At 59.3% G+C, this 18,710-nt stretch carries 19 protein-coding genes; 6 read left to right on the forward strand and 13 right to left on the reverse strand.

Features of this window, described 5'->3' with window-relative positions:
- Positions 1–165: 165 nt before the first annotated feature.
- From ACMDB8_RS21495 to ACMDB8_RS21510, 4 genes are all read right to left on the reverse strand, one after another.
- Positions 166–1,179, reverse strand: coding sequence for an ABC transporter substrate-binding protein (locus ACMDB8_RS21495; RefSeq protein WP_056725924.1), 1,014 nt, complete (start codon positions 1,177–1,179; stop codon positions 166–168).
- The gene (locus tag ACMDB8_RS21500) at positions 1,176–1,724 is read right to left on the reverse strand and encodes a sigma-70 family RNA polymerase sigma factor (RefSeq protein ID WP_409078370.1); all 549 of its coding nucleotides are present in this window, start codon (positions 1,722–1,724) and stop codon (positions 1,176–1,178) included. The genes ACMDB8_RS21495 and ACMDB8_RS21500 overlap by 4 nt, the downstream gene beginning before the upstream one ends.
- Before the next feature lie 139 nt (positions 1,725–1,863).
- Positions 1,864–2,655, reverse strand: a complete 792-nt coding sequence (locus ACMDB8_RS21505; RefSeq protein ID WP_409078371.1) for a phosphate/phosphite/phosphonate ABC transporter substrate-binding protein — start codon at positions 2,653–2,655, stop codon at positions 1,864–1,866.
- Positions 2,656–2,798: 143 nt separating this feature from the next.
- Positions 2,799–3,740, reverse strand: a complete 942-nt coding sequence (locus tag ACMDB8_RS21510; RefSeq protein WP_056725930.1) for a fatty acid desaturase — start codon at positions 3,738–3,740, stop codon at positions 2,799–2,801.
- Between the two features lie 329 nt (positions 3,741–4,069).
- Here ACMDB8_RS21510 and ACMDB8_RS21515 point away from each other — a divergent pair, with 329 nt between their 5' ends.
- Complete coding sequence (locus ACMDB8_RS21515) at positions 4,070–4,483, forward strand: GNAT family N-acetyltransferase (protein ID WP_409078372.1); 414 nt, start codon at positions 4,070–4,072, stop codon at positions 4,481–4,483.
- A 118-nt stretch (positions 4,484–4,601) separates the two neighbouring features.
- On the opposite strand, the gene def is transcribed toward ACMDB8_RS21515, so the two are convergent.
- Together def and ACMDB8_RS21525 are read right to left on the reverse strand one after the other, a co-directional pair.
- Positions 4,602–5,141, reverse strand: a complete 540-nt coding sequence (gene def / locus ACMDB8_RS21520; protein WP_056725933.1) for a peptide deformylase — start codon at positions 5,139–5,141, stop codon at positions 4,602–4,604.
- A 2-nt stretch (positions 5,142–5,143) separates the two neighbouring features.
- Complete coding sequence (locus ACMDB8_RS21525; RefSeq protein ID WP_056725935.1) at positions 5,144–6,100, reverse strand: YihY/virulence factor BrkB family protein; 957 nt, start codon at positions 6,098–6,100, stop codon at positions 5,144–5,146.
- Positions 6,101–6,454: 354 nt separating this feature from the next.
- Here ACMDB8_RS21525 and ACMDB8_RS21530 point away from each other — a divergent pair, with 354 nt between their 5' ends.
- Complete coding sequence (locus ACMDB8_RS21530) at positions 6,455–6,832, forward strand: hypothetical protein (RefSeq protein ID WP_008054262.1); 378 nt, start codon at positions 6,455–6,457, stop codon at positions 6,830–6,832.
- Between the two features lie 186 nt (positions 6,833–7,018).
- Here the strand turns inward: ACMDB8_RS21530 and fadD1 are convergent, their stop codons facing one another.
- Entirely contained in the window at positions 7,019–8,719 is a 1,701-nt protein-coding gene (fadD1, locus tag ACMDB8_RS21535; protein WP_056725937.1) for a long-chain-fatty-acid--CoA ligase FadD1, read from the reverse strand.
- Between the two features lie 356 nt (positions 8,720–9,075).
- Positions 9,076–10,764, reverse strand: a complete 1,689-nt coding sequence (gene fadD2 / locus ACMDB8_RS21540) for a long-chain-fatty-acid--CoA ligase FadD2 (protein ID WP_056725939.1) — start codon at positions 10,762–10,764, stop codon at positions 9,076–9,078.
- Positions 10,765–11,009: 245 nt separating this feature from the next.
- Between fadD2 and ACMDB8_RS21545 the strand changes: the two genes are divergently transcribed.
- Positions 11,010–11,954, forward strand: a complete 945-nt coding sequence (locus ACMDB8_RS21545) for an alpha/beta hydrolase (protein ID WP_056725941.1) — start codon at positions 11,010–11,012, stop codon at positions 11,952–11,954.
- A gap of 41 nt (positions 11,955–11,995) precedes the next feature.
- A complete protein-coding gene (locus ACMDB8_RS21550) occupies positions 11,996–12,466 on the forward strand; it encodes a MaoC family dehydratase (RefSeq protein WP_056725943.1) in 471 nt (156 codons plus the stop codon).
- A gap of 129 nt (positions 12,467–12,595) precedes the next feature.
- Here ACMDB8_RS21550 and ACMDB8_RS21555 read toward each other — a convergent pair whose 3' ends face one another.
- The gene (locus ACMDB8_RS21555) at positions 12,596–13,063 is read right to left on the reverse strand and encodes a ferritin-like domain-containing protein (protein ID WP_409078373.1); all 468 of its coding nucleotides are present in this window, start codon (positions 13,061–13,063) and stop codon (positions 12,596–12,598) included.
- Positions 13,064–13,265: 202 nt separating this feature from the next.
- Between ACMDB8_RS21555 and ACMDB8_RS21560 the strand changes: the two genes are divergently transcribed.
- Entirely contained in the window at positions 13,266–13,502 is a 237-nt protein-coding gene (locus tag ACMDB8_RS21560; RefSeq protein ID WP_003227425.1) for a DUF3820 family protein, read from the forward strand.
- A gap of 18 nt (positions 13,503–13,520) precedes the next feature.
- Positions 13,521–14,702, forward strand: a complete 1,182-nt coding sequence (locus tag ACMDB8_RS21565; RefSeq protein WP_056725944.1) for an aminotransferase class V-fold PLP-dependent enzyme — start codon at positions 13,521–13,523, stop codon at positions 14,700–14,702.
- A gap of 2 nt (positions 14,703–14,704) precedes the next feature.
- Here ACMDB8_RS21565 and ACMDB8_RS21570 read toward each other — a convergent pair whose 3' ends face one another.
- From ACMDB8_RS21570 to zwf, 4 genes are all read right to left on the reverse strand, one after another.
- The gene (locus ACMDB8_RS21570) at positions 14,705–15,430 is read right to left on the reverse strand and encodes an intradiol ring-cleavage dioxygenase (protein ID WP_056725946.1); all 726 of its coding nucleotides are present in this window, start codon (positions 15,428–15,430) and stop codon (positions 14,705–14,707) included.
- Between the two features lie 200 nt (positions 15,431–15,630).
- Positions 15,631–16,296, reverse strand: coding sequence for a bifunctional 4-hydroxy-2-oxoglutarate aldolase/2-dehydro-3-deoxy-phosphogluconate aldolase (locus ACMDB8_RS21575; protein WP_056725947.1), 666 nt, complete (start codon positions 16,294–16,296; stop codon positions 15,631–15,633).
- 17 nt (positions 16,297–16,313) lie between these two features.
- Entirely contained in the window at positions 16,314–17,027 is a 714-nt protein-coding gene (gene pgl, locus ACMDB8_RS21580) for a 6-phosphogluconolactonase (protein WP_056725949.1), read from the reverse strand.
- Entirely contained in the window at positions 17,014–18,483 is a 1,470-nt protein-coding gene (gene zwf, locus ACMDB8_RS21585) for a glucose-6-phosphate dehydrogenase (RefSeq protein WP_056725950.1), read from the reverse strand. The genes pgl and zwf overlap by 14 nt, the downstream gene beginning before the upstream one ends.
- Positions 18,484–18,710: the final 227 nt, after the last annotated feature.

An 18,710-nucleotide genomic window follows, 5' to 3' on the forward strand; every position in this document is an offset into this window, starting at 1 on the left:
CACAGGACAGCAAATTGGCGTAAGACTTGAGAACATTCGCGAGCAAGCCCGCTCCCACAGGGGTTCTTTGTTGACCACGGGATTTGTGGACACAACAGACCCAATGTGGGAGCGGGCTTGCTCGCGAAGACGGCAGCTCAAACACTGCAGAAACGTCAGAAAGCACTACAAGCTGGTACTCACCCTGGTGGCCACCTCCCCCGGCACCCAGCCCTTCCACACCTGCGGCTGCTCACGCAAAAACGCTTCGGCGACTTCACGGGGTTTCTGCCGTTTTTCACTCATCTGGCCCAGGGTCTGGTTCAACAGATCAATCGGCAGGTCGACCTTTTCGAAAAACGTCACCAGATCCGGATACTGCGCCTTGAACGGTGCCGACACGCCAATGGCCAGGCTGGCCGGCATCGAGCGCGTGCCTTTGGGGTTCGGGTTGTTGGCGTCGGCCAGGGTTTTCCAGGCTTCGGCGTCGAACGGTGGCTCGTCGAGTTTCACCAGTTTGAAGCGCCCCAGCAGCGGTGTCGGCGACCAGTAGTAGAAGAGCACTGGTTTGCCTCGGCGGATCGACGACGCTACTTCTGCGTCCAGAGCTGCACCGGAACCGGTGCGGAAGTTGACGTAGCTGGCGGTCAGGTCATAGGCCTTGAGTTTCTGGCTGTTGACGATTTCCGAAGTCCAGCCGGTCGGGCTGTTGAGGAAGCGTCCGCGGCTCGGGTCTTCAGGGTCGCGGAATACGTCTTTGTATTTCGCCAGGTCAGCAACGGACTTCAACTCCGGGGCCAACGGCTTGATGCCGCGCTCGGGATCGCCCTTGATCACGTACTCCGGCACCCACCACCCTTCGGTGGCGCCCTTGACCGTATCGCCGAGGCCAAACACCTTGCCCTCCGCCGCCGCCTTGACCCAGGCGGGGCTGCGCCCTGCCCACTCTTCACCGATGACCTGGATATCGTTTTTCGCCAGCGCCGCTTCAAGGCTGACGGTGCTGCCCGGCAGCGTGTCGGTCGGGTAGCCGTAACCTTTTTCAACGATCAGGCGCAGGATTTCGGTGATGAGGCTGCCGCTTTCCCAAGTGATGTCGCCAAAGTGAATAGGTGCCGTTTTTTCCGTGGCCGATGCGGGGTGGGACAACAGGCTCAGGGCCAGCAGCGAACTGCCGAGCAGGGTTTTGATCGATCTCATGCGGACCTCTTGTTCTGGAGGGGACGGTTCAGGGATTGGTTGGCGCTGTGCCGGTCGCACAGGGCCTGGGAGCGGCTCATGTAGTCGCTGACTGAACGCAGGGAGATGCCCAGCGCAGCGGCAATTTGCGGATAGGTCAGGCCGTCGATCCGCGACAGCAGGAAGGTCGAGCGGACTTTGCCTGGCAGCCGCTGAAGACTGCGCTCCACACGGGTCAGGGTCTGGGACAACTGAGCCAGTGCCTCCGGCGATTCGGCGTGGACCGGCTCGGCCTGTTGCAGTTGTTGAAGGTACTGGCGCTCCAGATCACCTCGACGCCAGCGCTGATAGAGCAGGCGCCGGGCGATGGTGGTGAGCAAGGCACGGGGTTCACGGATTGCCGTCAGGCTTGGGGCCTGGAGCAGTTGCACGAAGGTTTCGCCGACAATGTCTTCGACAGCGGCGGCATCGTTCAGGGACTGACGCAGTCGCGTGCAGAGCCAGTGGTAGTGGGCGCGGAACAATCCGTCCACGCACTTGCGATGAAGAATATCGGCGCCGGACATAGGGGCTCCTGGGTTAGGGGTCGCTGAATGTCCGGTGGTCCGGTGAGGCGAATCCTAGCAAGGAGCCTTATTCATTAATAATATTTAAAACTTATTTTTATATTCACTTATGGAATTAAAAATAACTCCTGACAAGCCTCTATCGCAAATCCCCATACCCCAACGTCTCAGCCTCACGCTGATAGTCGAGCACAACCTGATAGTCGCTTTCGTTGGCCGGCAGCACCTCTGGCAAACCGAGGGTTTCGGCAACCTCTGGCAGTTCGCGCAACGCCAGGTTCATCAGCTTCAGCAGCTCTTCAGCCAGTTCATCGCTGACCGTCGCGGCAGTAATGATCGGTAAGGCGGGACTGAACGCACTGCGGGCGATCACCCGCAATCCAGCCACTTCCTCTGCGGCATGGCGTGCCAGATAGGCAAAGGTAACGCTGTCGATGGCCGCCAGATCGGCAAGATCTTCGCGCAACCAGCGCAGGCTTTCTCGATGGCTGCCGCTGATTCCGACCCGGGCAAAAAAACGCCCGTCACGTTGCAGTGGCGCCAACCGGTGGCGCAGCAGGTTCATGCCGCTGTTGGAGTCCAGGCCATTGATCACGCCTCGGCTGCCGCGAAAATCCGCCAGGGTTCGCCGTGCATCATCAAGGCGCCCCAGAATCAGGCTGCAATGATTACCGCCGCTGCTGTCCGGCAGTTCATAATGAGGCCGCCCCAGCACCCGGACCTTGCCGCGCAATGCCGTCATCAGCGGATAACCGCAGGTTTGTGTCAGCAGCAAGTGCGGCGACAACCACATTTGCATCAGGGACAGGCCTTCGGTATCACGGCGGGTGCCGCCCAGATGCTCGAAGATTCGCGCCAGCCAGCGTGCGTTGGCCTGATGGATGGGGTCGGGGGCGGTGTACATCAGCAGTTCGGCAATGTGTTGGGTCATCGATATTGTCCCATGCAACGAAAATCCCCTGTGGGAGCGAGCTTGCTCGCGATGGCGTCGTGTCAGTCAACATCCATGCAATCTGTGACTCCGCTATCGCGAGCAAGCTCGCTCCCACAGTAGGTCAGTGGCGATTCAAAAAATCAGTAAAACGGATGCCTCGGGCTGTCGATGGCCTTCACTCCATGCTCACGCCACAACTGCCCATAACCCTGCACCAGGAATCCACCACTGCGCGCCAGCCATTGCTCGCGGCGGGCCCGGTAAGCGTGGGGCAAGTCGTACCAGGGCAACCCCGGCAACTCGTGATGCACCAGATGAAAATTGAGGTTCAGGAACAGCCAGCGCCACGGCCACGCCGCTTCATTGAGCACCGTGCGTTGCTCCGGCGCGGCATGAGGCCGATGTTCATAGTAGGAACGAATCATGGCGATCGACAGCGCCGGCACACTGATCAAAAACAGGTAATGCCAAACCGGCAATACACTGAAGCTTGCGATAAACAGCAACATCAACCCGGTCATCAAGCCGTGACTCAACCACATCAGCCAGGCCTGTCGCTCGCCCGCTCTCAGGCGTTGCAGCTCTTCCCGGGCCAGCGCCAGCAAGGCCAGCGGTGCACCCAGGGCAAAGCGGCCGAGCACGGTTTTGTTCAGCCAGCACAGGCTGCGCACCAGCGGTGAACTACCCTGCCACTGCCCGGCGCTCAGGTAACGGCTTTCCGGATCTCGACCGGGAATCGTCAGGTCCTCGTCGCGGTGATGCAGCAAATGGCTATCGCGGTACAAGGTGTACGGATACCAGACGGCAAATGGCGCGTAGCCCAGGATTTTGTTAAGGGTTGGCCAGCGCGTGGGATGGCCGTGCAGCAGTTCGTGTTGCACGGATAACCACAGCACCAGCAATGGAATCAGCAACAGCGTGCTCCACCACAAACCCAATCGATGGCTGTTCAATACGATGCCAAACCAGACGCCATACACACTGATCAACAGCAACCAGGTCGGCCATTCGGTGCGGGCGGTGAAGCGACGGCGCAGGGTTTCGATTTCTGCTTGGTGGGCGCTATCAAAGTAATGGGGCATGGCGTTGCTCAGATCGGGGACCAGTCCCCTTCTGTGCAATGACCTTGGGAAATCTTGCAGATTATTTTCAGGAGGATCGCTCCCATGTTGCATGGGAGCGATCAATCAATGCGGGATCAGTGACCGAACACGCCGACCTTCTTGGCTTTCTTGTCCGCGCGCTTTTCAATGGCGGTTTTCGCTGGTTTCTTTTTCGCCGCTTTCTTTGAATCCATACCTTTGGACATGATGCGTACTCCACTCATGGGGATGTGAGATCAGGTATACACCTATCCCGGCGCGCGCGTTCTTTTATAATCGCCCGCTTTGCACACCGACAGCCAAAGACCATGCCCGACACCCAATACGCCCTGCTCGACGAGCCGTTATGGCCATTGATGAACAAGTTCTATCGCGCTCACCAGTCATCGATGAAAGCGGTGCGCGACGCGCAGTTGTGGGTGGCCCGACGTGACCGGATTGTTGCCGTGCTGTGTTTGCGTCCGGTGTCCGGCGGGCATTGGCTGACCGGATTGCTGGTCGATCCGGCCTGTCGCGAGCAAGGGCTTGCCGCCGGGTTGATTGCGGCCGCGGTGAAGGAGTGCGAACTGCCGGTATGGCTGTTCTGCCATCCGGACTTGCGAGGGTTTTATGAGCGACGCGGGTTTACGTTCGATCCGCCGATGCCATACGCGATGGTTGAACGGTTGAGCCGCTATGCGCGCAGCAAGCCGATGATTGCGATGGGTTTGGCGCCGAAGTAACCGGGATCAAAAATGTGGGAGCGGGCTTGCTCGCGAAGGCGGTGTATCAGTCGCCAACAATGTTGACTGACCGGACCTCTTCGCGAGCAAGCCCGCTCCCACGGGGTTTTGCGGCGATTTAATCGTCCGCGCTGGGATCCAGGTCCGGGAACATCACCTCGGTGAAGCCAAACTTGCTGAAGTCGGTAATGCGCGACGGGTACAGTCGGCCGATCAGGTGATCGCACTCATGCTGCACCACCCGTGCATGAAACCCCGAGGCAAAGCGCACGATGGGTTCACCCTTGGGGTCGACGCCTTCGTAGCGAATCTGCTGATAACGCTGCACCGCGCCACGCAGGCCAGGCACGGACAGGCAGCCTTCGAAGCCCTCTTCCAGGCCCGGGCTCAGCGGTGTAATCAACGGGTTGATCAGGATCGTCTGCGGCACGGCCTCGGCATCCGGATAACGCTCGCTGTGCTCGAAGCCGAAGATCACCAGTTGCAGGTCGACGCCGATCTGCGGAGCCGCCAGGCCAACGCCCCCCACACTTTCCATGGTCTGGAACATGTCATCGATCAGTTGCCACAGCTCGGGGCTGTCGAACATTTCGACCGGTACTGGCGGGGCAATGCGCAGCAGGCGCTCATCGCCCATTTTCAGAATTTCACGAATCATGATCAGGTTTCATCAATGGTCGGTTTGTGTGAGTGATCGCGGCCCAACCCCGATACATGGTGCTTTTCCTCATGGACGGGACCATGCTCGCCAGCCACTTTTTCGCCAGGGTCCTTGCCCTCTCGCGACATGTGCTCGATCACGGCATTCATTTCCGCGCCCAGCAGCAGCACTGCGGCGGAAATGTAGAAGTACAGCAACAGCACGATGATCGCACCGATACTGCCATACATGGCGTTGTAGTTGGCGAACTCCTTGACGTACAAACCGAAGCCCAGGGACGCGATGATCCATACCACCACCGCCAGCACTGAGCCTGGGGTGATGAAGCGGAATTCCTGTTTGACGTCCGGCATGACGTAGTAGATCAACGCCACCGCGACCATCAGCAGGATCACGATCACCGGCCAGCGCGCGATGGTCCAGAGGGTGACGATGAAGTACTCAAGGCCGACCTGCGCAGCGATCCAGCTCATCACCTGTGGCCCGAGCACCATCAGTGCCGCGGCGATCAGCAGCATGCCGGCAATGCCGACGGTGTAGATGATCGACAACGGAAAGCGTTTCCACAGCGGGCGCCCTTCAACCACGTCGTAGGCGGCGTTCATCGCGCTCATCATCAGCCGCACGCCGGCGGAGGCGGTGTACAGCGCAATCACGATACCCACCGACAGCAGCCCCCCCTTGGACTGCTGAAGCTGGTCAATTACCGGGTTGACCTGCTCCAGCGCCTGGGGCGGCAATACGAGTTCCGATTGCAGGCGCAGCCAGGAGAAAAAGTCGGGCAGATGCAGGAAGCCGATCAGGGCGATCAGGAACAGAATGAACGGAAACAGCGAAAAGAGCATTTGATAGGCCAGCGCCGAGGCATAGGTCGACATCTCGTCGGCCATGAACTCGGTGACCGTGCGCATCATCACACGGTGCAGGGGCAAGCCTCTCATGTCCGGAAAAATCATTCGCGTCTCCATTCGCCGCATACGGATTGGGGTTGAAGTCGTGGCGACTCAGGGGCTGTTTTCTTTCATCAAGGTAGCCCAGTTGGCGACTTTGAAACAAATTCAGCGTGCAAGTTCAGGCTGACACAAAAACGGCCATCTGAAGATGGCCGCGTCTTCTTTTCATTTAAGACATTTCAATGCAGGAAAGTCGTTACACAAGGTTGACCGAGGGCTTTTGCGGGGAGTTTCATTTATTTCACCACGACATTTCATCGTTCAATGCAGGTTGCGCTTTATGTTTGCGGGCCAACCCCTGAGAATGCGCAACACATTCAGGCCTTGGCGCTGAAGATCCAATCCCGTAGGAACGTTATGAAACTCGATAAAAAGCAGGCCATTGCCCGCAGAAACCAGGAACTCGGCGGTGCTGTGCTTGGCGTCAACAACTGCCACTTCGCCGAACTGAACCGTAACCGCAACATCTGGTGGTTCGACCTCCCGGTGACGCGCCTTGCAATCGGTCAGTACGAGTGGATTCACCTGCTGATGCACACGCCGGCCACCGACGAACTGCTGCACCTGAAAGTGCCGACGGTGTTCCTGCGCGAGAAGCTCGAAGGCCTGGTGGTGCGCAATGAAGGCAAGCGCAAGGCGGCATTGAGCCTGGAACTGAGCGCCGACAAGGACTCCTTCCTGCAGGACATGCGCCCGGCGGGCACCAACGTCAACTTTGCACCGTTTCGCCAGTAACCCAAAAAGCTAAAAGCTTCGCGAGCAAGCCCGCTCCCACATTTAACCGAGTTCCTCCAGCAAGAATGCGGTCGAATGTGGGAGCGGGCTTGCTCTGGGCGGCGTTCCGACGAAGACGGCCTGACAGGCACCAATGACTTATCAGGCATCCAAAAAAAGCCCCGCATCTGCGGGGCTTTTTGTTGATTACGCAGTGGCTTTCTTCGCGTTGATCTTCTTCAGCTCTTCATCGCGCAATTCACGACGCAGGATCTTGCCGACGTTGGTGGTCGGCAGTGCATCGCGGAACTCCACGGAGCGCGGGACCTTGTAGCCGGTGACGTTGGCGCGCATATGCTCCATCACCTGTTCCTTGGTCAGGGTAACGCCCGGCTTGGCGACGATGAAAATCTTGATCGCCTCGCCCGACTTCTCGTCCGGTACACCGATGGCCGCGCATTGCAGCACGCCCGGCAGTGTCGCCAGCACGTCTTCGAGTTCGTTCGGGTACACGTTGAAGCCGGACACCAGGATCATGTCTTTCTTGCGATCGACAATGCGCATGTAGCCATCGGTCTGGATCAGGGCGATGTCACCGGTCTTCAACCAGCCTTCGCTGTCGAGGATTTCATCCGTGGCTTCCTGGCGCTGCCAGTAACCCTTCATGACTTGCGGCCCCTTCACGCACAGCTCGCCGATTTCGCCCAGCGGCTGCTCGACACCGGCATCGTTGATGACTTTGCACAGGGTCGACGGCACTGGAATGCCAATGGTGCCGATCTGGATGTGCTGGATCGGGTTCACCGTCGCCACCGGGCTGGTTTCGGTCATGCCGTAGCCTTCGCAGATAGCGCAACCGGTCACCGCTTTCCAGCGTTCGGCCGCGGCCAGTTGCAGGGCCATACCGCCCGACAAGGTGACTTTCAGCGCGGAGAAATCCAGCTTGCGGAAGCCTTCGTTGTTGCACAGGGCCACGAAGAGCGTGTTCAGGCCGACGAAGCCGCTGAACTTCCACTTTGACAGTTCCTTGACCATCGCCGGCAGGTCGCGCGGGTTGCTGATCAGGATGTTGTGGTTGCCGATCAGCATCATCGCCATGCAGTGAAAGGTGAAGGCATAGATGTGGTACAGCGGCAGTGGCGTGATCAGGATCTCGCAACCTTCATTGAGGTTGGAGCCCATCAGCGCCTTGCACTGCAGCATGTTCGCCACCAGGTTGCGGTGGGTCAGCATCGCGCCCTTGGCCACGCCGGTAGTGCCGCCGGTGTATTGCAGTACCGCGACATCGCCACTGGCCGGACTGGCTTCCGCCACTGGCTGGCCCATGCCTTTGCTGAGCACGTCGTTGAACTTGACGGCCTTGGGCAAGTGATAGGCCGGCACCATCTTCTTCACGTACTTGATGACGCTGTTGATCAGCAGACGCTTGAGCGGTGGCAACAGGTCGGCGACTTCGGTGACGATCACGTGCTTGACGCCGGTTTTCGGCACCACGGTTTCCGCCAGGTGCGCCATGTTGGCCAGGCAGACCAGGGCCTTGGCACCGGAGTCGTTGAATTGGTGTTCCATTTCCCGCGCGGTGTAGAGCGGGTTGGTGTTGACCACGATCAGCCCGGCGCGGATTGCACCGAAGACGGCTACCGGGTACTGCAACACGTTGGGCAGTTGCACGGCGATTCGATCGCCAGGCTGCAAATCGGTATGCTGTTGCAGATAAGCGGCAAACGCACCGGACAATTCGTACAGTTCACCGTAGGTGAGTGTCTTGCCCAGGTTGCTGAATGCCGGCTTGTTGGCGAAGCGTTGGCAGGATTGCTTCAACACTGCCTGAATATTCGGATACTCGTCTGGATTGATGTCGGAAGCAATCCCAGCTGGGTACTTATCCTTCCAAAAGTCTTCGATCATGGAAGCCCACTCCTCAGCAACGCGAATTCAGCACCGCATTTGATGCGATTATTATTGGTGTTTGGTCATTGGTGAATCTGGCTGATAGAAGGCCGAGAAGTCACAAAGCGCGCCGAGAGTAGCAGCTTTGCCAAGGGTCGACTAGAGCCAAAAGCGGCCTCTACGGTCACAATTGTGACTCAAGACTTGCAAGCAGTCATTTTAGAGCAAAAAACCTATAAAGCCCTGTAGCCCGCTAAAACCGGGACTCAAAGCAAAAGATCGCAGACTTCGACAGCTCCTACAAAGAAATGCGTTCCCTGTAGGAGCTGCCGAAGGCTGCGATCTTTTGGAGCCGCGCCGGTCTCTACGACCTGCTACGCGATATCACGCAACTCCCGCCGCAAAATCTTGCCCACCGGCGTCATCGGCAGCGACTCACGCAGCACGATGTGCTTCGGGACTTTGTACGCCGTGAAGTTTTCCTTGCAGTAAGCCTTCAGCTCTTCAAGGCTGACCCCTGCTTCACGGGCCACCACGAACAACTTCACCGCCTCCCCCGACCGCTCGTCGGGCACACCGATGACCGCACAGTTGGCGACATTCGGGTGAGCCATCACCACGTCTTCGATCTCGTTCGGGTACACGTTGAAGCCCGAGACAATGATCATGTCCTTCTTGCGGTCAACGATGCGCACGAAACCGTCCGGGTCGATCACCGCAATGTCACCGGACTTGAACCAGCCCTCGGCATCCAGCACTTCGGCCGTGGCATCGGGTTTCTGCCAGTAGCCCTTCATGATCTGCGGGCCCTTGATGCACAACTCGCCGCGTTCGCCCAAAGGTTGCTCGACACCGTCATCATTGATGACTTTCAGCGTGGTGCCCGGCACTGGCAGGCCGACCGTGCCAATCCGCGACTGGTCGCCATAGGGGTTGGTGCAGGCCACCGGGGAAGTTTCGGTCAGGCCGTAACCTTCGGTGATGCGGCAACCGGTCAGTTGCTCCCAACGCTCGGCGGTGGCCTTGACCAGCGCAGTGCCACCGGAGTTGGTGAGCTTGAGGCTGGAGAAGTCCAGGGTCTTGAAGTCCGGATGATCCATCAGCGCGACGAACAGAGTGTTCAGCCCCAGCAACGCCGAGAACCGCCAGTTCTTCAGTTCCTTGATGAAGCCGGCGATGTCCCGCGGATTGGTGATCAGCACGTTGTGGTTGCCGGTCACCATCATGCACATGCAGTTCGCTGTGAAAGCATAGATGTGGTACAGCGGCAGCGGCGCGATCATCACCTCCTGGCCTTCGCGCAGCAGCGGTTGCCCGTCGCTGGCCGACTGACTGAGGCAGGCCCGTGCCTGTTGCATGTTCGCCACCAGGTTGCCGTGGGTCAGCATCGCGCCCTTGGCCAGGCCCGTGGTGCCGCCGGTGTATTGCAGCACGGCGATGTCGTCGAGGCCGACCTTCAGTGGCTTGATACCCAGGCCACGGCCCATGCGCAGCGCACTCTTGAAGGAAACGGCCTGGGGCAAGGAGTAGTCCGGGACCATCTTCTTGACCTTGCTCACCACCGTGTTGACCAGCCACCCCTTGGCGGTGGGCATCAGGTCGCCCATCTTCGCTTCGATCAGGAACTGGATATCGGTGTCGGGCAGCACTTCCTGGACTTTCTGGCCGAACATGTTCAGGTACACCAGCGCCCGGGCACCGGAATCCTTGAACTGATGACGCATTTCCCGCGCGGTGTACAGCGGGTTGGTGTTGACCACGATCAATCCGGAGCGCAAGGCTCCGAACACGGCAATCGGATAATGCAGGACGTTGGGCATCTGCACCGCAATGCGGTCACCCGGTACCAGGTCGGTGTGGGCTTGCAGGTAGCCGGCGAAGGCTGCGCTCTGGCGTTCCAGCTCGGCGTAGGTCAGGGTCACGCCCATGTTGCTGAACGCAGGGCGGTCAGCAAACTTCTTGCAGGAACGCTCGAACACCTCGATTACCGACTTGTAGGCTCCCAGATCGATATCCAGGGGGACGCCGGCCGGGCGTTTGTCATTCCAGAAATCAGGTTGCATTGTTGTTGTCCTCTTTACCTGAATCTATCCGGGGCCACTTCTCTGTCACTTTTCAAAAAAAATGCAAAAAGCGGAGCTTCACGGACACTAGCAGTTATGACGTAGCAGGCAAATATGCCCACGGCCGTCATTGACCGTATGAATCTACTCGCCGTGGCGTAGGCTGATCAGACGCCCGGCCAAGGATGCGCTATAAACTGCAACGAGCTGTTTCAGACCAAGCAGCCTCATGCAAAGGAACCGCCATGATCCATGACACTTTCTGGCTGACCACGAGCGACCACAGCCGCCTCTTCGTCAACCAGTGGCTCCCCGACGGCAGCCTCAAGGCAATGATTCTGCTGGCCCACGGCATGGCCGAACACAGCGCTCGCTATGGTCCCCTGGCGGAAAAACTCTGTGAGCAGGGCTATGGCGTGTGTGCCCCTGACCTGCGGGGACATGGCAAAACTGCCGAAAACGGGACACTCGGACATTTCGCCGATGACGATGGCTGGTGCAAGGTCGTGAGCGACCTGGCCAGCCTCAACCAGCACATCGGCCAGCAGCACCCTGGCGTCCCGATCGTGCTGCTCGGTCACAGCATGGGCAGTTACATCGCCCAGGCCTATCTGCTGCACCACAGTGCCAGCCTGCACGGGGCAATCCTCAGCGGCTCGAACTTCCAGCCTGTGGCGCTTTATCGTGCGGCAAGGCAGATCGCCCGTCTCGAACGCCTGCGCCAGGGCCGCAAAGGACGCAGCGCCTTGATCGAATGGCTGTCGTTCGGCTCGTTCAACAACAAATTCAAACCGGCACGCACGCCGTTCGACTGGCTCAGCCGTGATCCGGCGCAGGTCGATCTGTACGTCAACGACCCGCTCTGCGGCTTTCGCTGCACCAATCAACTGTGGATCGATTTGCTCGGCGGCTTGCAGCAAATCAGCAAAGCGTCCAATCTCGCGCAGATCGACCCGGGCCTGCCGTTGCTGGTGATTGGCGGCGAATGTGATCCGGTGAGCGAAGGCAAACGTCTCAAGGATCTGGCCGACGCGTTGCGGGCGGCCGGCAGCCAGCACCTGCAACTGACCGTTTACCCGCAGGCGCGGCACGAACTGTTCAATGAGAGCAATCGCGATGAAATCATCGCCGATGTGCTGAACTGGATCGCACAGGCCTTGAGCGCTCCTCGGCCGCACCGGTCCGAATAGTTTTTTGTGGATTTTTTAATTCGTCACAGGAATTGAGACAGATGACCCAGGTTACCAACACCCCTTACGAAGCCCTCGAAGTCGGCCAGACCGCCAGTTTCAGCAAGACGGTCGAAGAGCGCGATATCCAGTTGTTCGCTGCGATGTCCGGCGACCACAACCCGGTACACCTGGATGCCGATTACGCCGCCAGCACCATGTTCAAGGAGCGCATCGCCCACGGCATGTTCAGCGGTGCGTTGATCAGCGCTGCGGTCGCCTGCGAATTGCCTGGGCCGGGGACCATCTATATCGGCCAGCAAATGAGCTTTCAGAAGCCGGTGAAGATCGGCGACACCCTGACCGTGCGCCTGGAGATCCTCGAAAAACTGCCGAAGTTTCGCGTGCGCATTGCCACTCGCGTGTTCAACCAGCGAGATGAACTGGTGGTCGATGGCGAGGCGGAGATCCTCGCGCCACGCAAGCAACAGAGCGTGACGTTGACGGAACTGCCGGCCATCAGCATCGGCTGATTGACGGGGCAAAAACAAACACTGTGGGAGCGAGCTTGCTCGCGATGAGGGCCTGACATTCAACATTGATGTTGACTGAACTGGCGCTATCGCAAGCAAGCTCGCTCCTACAGTTGTTTCAACCAGGCATTACGAACGCGCACGCGCCTGGTTACGCAGAGCCTTGACCTGATCGTGATTTCGTTGCGCGCCGTGGTACTGACGCTCAACCAGATCGCGAATGCCCACCAGGTTGTGCTTGTTGATTTTCTCCATGGCGTCCTGGTAAGCCTTCAGCGCATGGTCTTCACCGCGCTCGGCTTCATTGAGTACAGCCTCCTCGCCCTTGCCGGTGAACATCGACTTCACGTCGACCCAACGACGATGCAGGTCACCGCTGACACTGGTGGAGGTTTCCGGATCGCCACCCATCGAGCGTACGGCAGACTGCAATTCCGCGGCGGCTGTCGCACAATCGGCCGAACGCTTGATGAACAGGCTCTTGAGTTCAGGGTGCTTGATGTCTTCAGCGCAAGTCTTGAACCCGGCCTGACCGTCCTTGCTGGTTTCAATCAGGTCGTTGAGTACAGAAATCGCTTCTTTATTCATGTCGGTCATTTTCAGTTCCTCGCGGTTGATGAAAGATGCAATGAGTCGTGCACCCTGCATGCCAGTCTGGAATTGTTTACTTATTCATTATTTTTCAAACAGTTAGCCATTATCAGAAAATCTGTATCCGTTTTATTTGCATGATCTGTCATTTGGCCTGCATGCAGAATGCCTGTATTTTCCAGACTGACTGAATCAAGACGACCGATTGATGAATCCTGAAAAGCTCGAACTGCTGATCACCCGCGAAATGCCCTTTGGCAAGTACAAGGGTCGAATCATTGCCGACCTGCCCGGCCCTTACCTGAACTGGTTCGCCCGGGAAGGCTTTCCCCATGGCGAGCTGGGTGGCCTGCTGGCCCTGATGCAGGAGATCGACCACAACGGTTTGTCGGACTTGCTCGAACCGCTGCGCGCCAAACACGGCAAACCTGCCCCGCGCCACTGAACACCTACCGAGTCCCCCATGCCCGACAACACCCGCCGCGCCCGTGATGAAGCCTTCTGGCAAACCTTTGCCGACCGCTACGATGTCGAACCCGGCCCGCTCAACCTGGAGAACGGTTACTTCGCACGCATGTCGCGCACGGTGGTCGAGGAATACCAGCGCAACATCGAGCTGATCAACCGCAGCAATTCGGTGTACGTGCGCCAGCGTTTCGAACAAGGCGACAGCCTGAAGATCCGTGCGCAACTGGCCAGGTTGATTGGCGTCCCCGCCGACAGCATCGCCCTGACCCGTAACGCCTCGGAAGGTTTGCAGTCGCTGATCCGCAACTACAACCGGCTGCAGCCCGGCGATCAGGTACTGATTTGCGATCTGGAATACGACACGGTCAAAGGCGCCATGCGCTGGCTGGCGCGTAGTCGCGGCGTTGAAGTGATCGAGATCGAACACGCACACCCGGCCACCTTCGACAGCCTGCTCGATACCTATCGGCAAGCCTTCGCGCGGTATCCGCGGCTCAAGCTGATGGCCCTGACCCACGTCACCCATCGCACGGGCCTGGTGATGCCGGTGCAGGCGATTGCAGCGGCTGCGAAGGAGCATGGCATCGACGTCATCCTCGACGGCGCCCATGCCCTCGGCCAGCTTGAATTCGACCTGACCGAGCTCGGTATCGCCTTCGCCGGCTTCAATCTGCACAAGTGGATCGGCGCACCGCTGACCCTGGGTTTTATCTACATCGCCCTCGAACGCCTGGCCGACATCGATCCGGACATGGGCGAGATGCATTTTCCGCCCACTGACATTCGCGCCCGTACCTCGTACAGCACCCCCAATATCCCGGCGCTGATGACTCTACCGCTGGTGCTTGAAGAACATTGGGCGATGGGGGGTGCCGCGGCCAAGGGCGCGCGGCTTAACTATCTGCGCAACCGCTGGGTCGCGACAGCGCGGCAGTTGCCGGGTGTCGAAGTCCTGACACCGGATGATCCGCGCCTGTATTGCGGCATCACTTCGATGCGTTTTACCCGGCATGCCGACCAGCAACTCATGGTCGAGCGCCTGCTCAATGAATACAACCTGTTCACCGTGGCCCGCAGTGGCGCCGCATGCGGTCCGTGCATCCGCATTACACCGGGGCTTACCACCACCGCATCTGACATGGATGTGCTGGCCAGGGCACTGACCGAACTGGGCTGACGTCAGACGGTGTATTTGTCAAAGTCCTCGGGCCTGATCTGTGTCGACACGGCGAACGTGTCGATGCCGATGGTCATCTGCCCGAAGTAGCCGTCTTCAGCCGAATCCCGCCCCAGGGTGTGCACGCTCAAGGTCGATTTTTCACCGCCCATGGTTGTATAGATAAAGTCCTGGTCGTTGGCCAGGACCGGCACCGTTCGGCCGCTGTACGGGCGACTGCCGAGTACCGAGCGCGAGGCCACCTCAGGCAGGTAAAGCTGCCCGACCCAGGCGACATGCCGTTCTTGCAGATAGTTGTTGCCGGCCGTGATGCGCACGGCGACGTGAATGTGCAAGGCGCGGCCGGCGTAAAAACCCGGATAGATCGTGGTGAAGCGCACGATGCCCGACTTGTCGGTGAACTGCCCGCCGCGCAGGTAGGTATCGTCATCGGTGCGCGGCACGGCGCCGATGTCTCCGGTATCGACCTCGACGTCCGGGTTGATCTTGCTCCAGCCCGAATAGGCACCGCGGGCATTGCAGTGCCAGATGTCCACCAACGCATCGGGGACCGGCTCACCGGTCATGGCATCGACAATGGTCAACCGCAATACCAACGGAACGCCTTCGGCGCCTTCGCTGATGTTCCTGCGGATCAGTTTGGGGTTGCGGAAATACGGGCCGGCAATCTGCTCGGGAGACAGCAGGCAGACCGGTGCCGGGGGTGCAACTGAGGTGTTGGCGTCCATGACGTTCTCTCTTCCATAAGATGAACGCAGGCTAGCACCGGTCAATTTTCGTTATGCGGTAACTATGTATCGCTGGATGTCCTTGTCCCTGTGGGGATATGAGTCGATCCGGGCAACTTTCTTCAGGCAAAAAAAAACGGTGCACCGACCAAGCGCACCGTAAAGCCGTAGAACACACAACGAGGTGTAGGGTGAAGCGATCAGTCCAGCAGCGCCAAAGCCTCGGCGGTGCACTCCTGAATGCGGGCCCAGTCGCCGTTCTTGATCCACTCCGGATCAAGCATCCAGCTACCGCCCACGCACATGACGTTTTTCAACGCCATGTAGCTCTTGATGTTGGCAGGTCCCACGCCGCCGGTCGGGCAGAATTTCACTTCGCCGAACGGACCGCCCAAAGCCTTGATGGCCGCGACGCCGCCGCTGACTTCCGCCGGGAACAGCTTGAAGCGGCGATAACCCAGGCCGTAGCCTTCCATGATGCCCGAGGCATTGCTGATGCCTGGCAATAGTGGAATCGGGCTGGCGACGCTGGCTTCCAGCAGGTCACGGGTGATGCCTGGGGTGACGATGAATTGCGAGCCGGCCGCTTCCGCCGCCACCAGCATATGGCGATCCAGCACGGTGCCGGCACCGGTCACCAGCTCCGGACGCTGCTCGCGCAGAATCTGGATGGCCTTGAGGCCCAATTGCGAACGCAGGGTCACTTCCAGGGCTGTCAGGCCACCGGCCGCAAGGGCGTCGGCCAGCGGCAGAACGTCTTGCTCGCGGGCGATGGTGATCACCGGCAGGATCCGCGCTTTCGCACAGATGCTGTCGATCAGGGCAACTTTATCCGCCATGGAAACGGTCGGGGATGGGTTTGTCATAGCGGCTGTTCCTTGGCTCATGGGCACCAGTAAATCTCTAACGTGGGTTGCAGAAACGCGCGAATCGGCATTGCGGCGACATCATCACCGGCCAGTGCGGTACTCAGGGTGGTCAGCTTGGACTGACCGGAAATCGATAGAACCTTGTGCTTGGCCGAGGCCAGCAGCGCGCGGCTCATGGTCAGGCGCTGATGCGGCACGGTCGGCGCCAGCATCGGCCAGCAGCGACGAACGCCATCGGCCTGCAATGCCTCGGCAAGGTTCGGGCTGTTGGGGAACAGCGACGCGGTGTGGCCGTCATCGCCCATGCCGAGGATCAGCACGTCGATCACCGGCAACTCCGACAGCAAGCGGTCGGCCTGCTCGGCCGCCTGTTCCAGGTTGGCACTGGCGCTGTACAGGCTCAGGAACTGCGCCTTGGCCGCCGGGCCTTGCAACAGGTAACGCTTGATCAGACCGGCGTTGCTGTCGGCGTGCTCCACCGGTACCCAGCGCTCGTCGGCCAGGCTGATCACCACGTTCGACCAGTCCAGCGTCTGCTTGGCCAGGTGCAGGAAAAACGCCACCGGGCTGCGGCCACCGGACACCACCAGGGTCGCAGTGCCCTGGGCGTCGATCGCATCGCTCAGTTGTTTCGCCACGTTCAGTGCCAGGCTTTCAGCCAGCAGCACCGGGCTCTTGAACCCATGGGCGCTGACGCCCTGGGGCAGTTTCAAATCAGATATCGCCATACCACGACCTCCCGTCCCGCGTGATCAGAGCAATGGAGCTCATCGGCCCCCAGGACCCGGCCGCGTACGGCTTGGGCGCATCACCGGATTTTTTCCACCCGGCGATCAACTGGTCACACCACTTCCACGCGGCTTCGATTTCATCTTTACGGACAAACAGGTTCTGATTGCCGCGCATCACTTCCAGCAACAACCGCTCGTAGGCATCGGGAATCCGTGCGCTGCTCCAGGTGTCGGAAAAATTCAGCTGCAACGGACCGCTGCGCAGCTGCATGCCCTTGTCCAGGCCTTGGTCTTTGGTCATGACACGCAAGGAAATGCCTTCGTCCGGCTGCAGGCGGATAATCAGCTTGTTGCTGATTTGCAGGCGCTGCTCGGGAGCGAAGATGTAGTGCGACGGTTCCTTGAAATGGATGACGATCTGCGACAGCTTCTGCGGCATGCGCTTGCCGGTACGCAGGTAAAACGGCACGCCGGCCCAGCGCCAGTTGCGGATGTCGGCACGCAGGGCGACAAAGGTTTCGGTGTCGCTCTGGGTGTTGGAATTGGGTTCTTCCAGGTACCCCGGCACCGCTTTGCCTTCGCTGTAGCCAGCGATGTATTGGCCGCGCACCACCTGGGTGGTCAGGCCTTCCGGGCTGATCGGCGCCAGGGCCTTGAGCACTTTGACCTTCTCGTCGCGGATGCTGTCGGCGGACAGGTCGGCCGGCGGGTCCATGGCGATCAGGCAGAGCAGTTGCAGCAGGTGGTTCTGGATCATGTCCCGCAGCTGGCCGGCCTTGTCGAAGTAACCCCAGCGGCCTTCGATACCGACCTTCTCGGCCACAGTGATTTCCACGTGGGAGATGTAGTTCTGGTTCCACTGGGTTTCGAACAGACTGTTGGCGAAACGCAAGGCGATCAGGTTCTGGACGGTCTCTTTACCCAGATAGTGGTCGATGCGATAGGTGCGGTTCTCCGGGAAGAACTGTGCCACGGCGTCGTTGACCTTGCGCGAGGATTCCAGGTCCGAACCGATGGGTTTTTCCAACACCACGCGGGTGTTTTCCGCCAGGCCGACCTTGGCCAGGTTCTCGCAAATTGCGCCGTACACGGCGGCCGGGGTCGCAAAGTAGGCGATGACCCGCTGCGAACTGCCGGCGGATTCGGCCAGGGCCACATAATCATCGGGATTGAGGAAGTCGACGTGCAGGTAGCTCAGGCGCGCCAGAAAACGCTCGACCACGGCTTCGTCCAGCTCTTTGGCGCCCACATAGCGGCGCAGCTCGGAGGTGATGAACGCCAGGTGTTCCTGCTCGCTGCCCGGCTCACGGGCCAGCGCGATGATCCGCGTATCCTCGTGCAAGAGGCCTGCACCATCGAGTTGATAGAGGGCAGGAAACAGCTTGCGCAGGGCGAGATCGCCAAGAGCGCCGAACAAGGCAAAGGTGCACGGTTCAACCGTAATCGAGAGCATGATGTTTGTTCTTTTATCAAGTTAAGCTACAAATACCTTTTTTCAAGGCATCACTCAAGGGAAAATGTAGTAATAACCACAACATTTTCGCAAAATACAGATTCCGAGTGGTGGTCGGTCGGAGCCATCAGTAGGATAGGCCACCGTTACGGGCCTCACCAAAGGCCCTTTTTGCATTAGCCGCGCGCTTATCGGTGCCGGTGAATCAAGGAAACTTATATGGACCG

Source organism: Pseudomonas monachiensis (genome assembly GCF_047345015.1).
In the GTDB taxonomy this organism is placed as follows: domain Bacteria; phylum Pseudomonadota; class Gammaproteobacteria; order Pseudomonadales; family Pseudomonadaceae; genus Aquipseudomonas; species Aquipseudomonas monachiensis.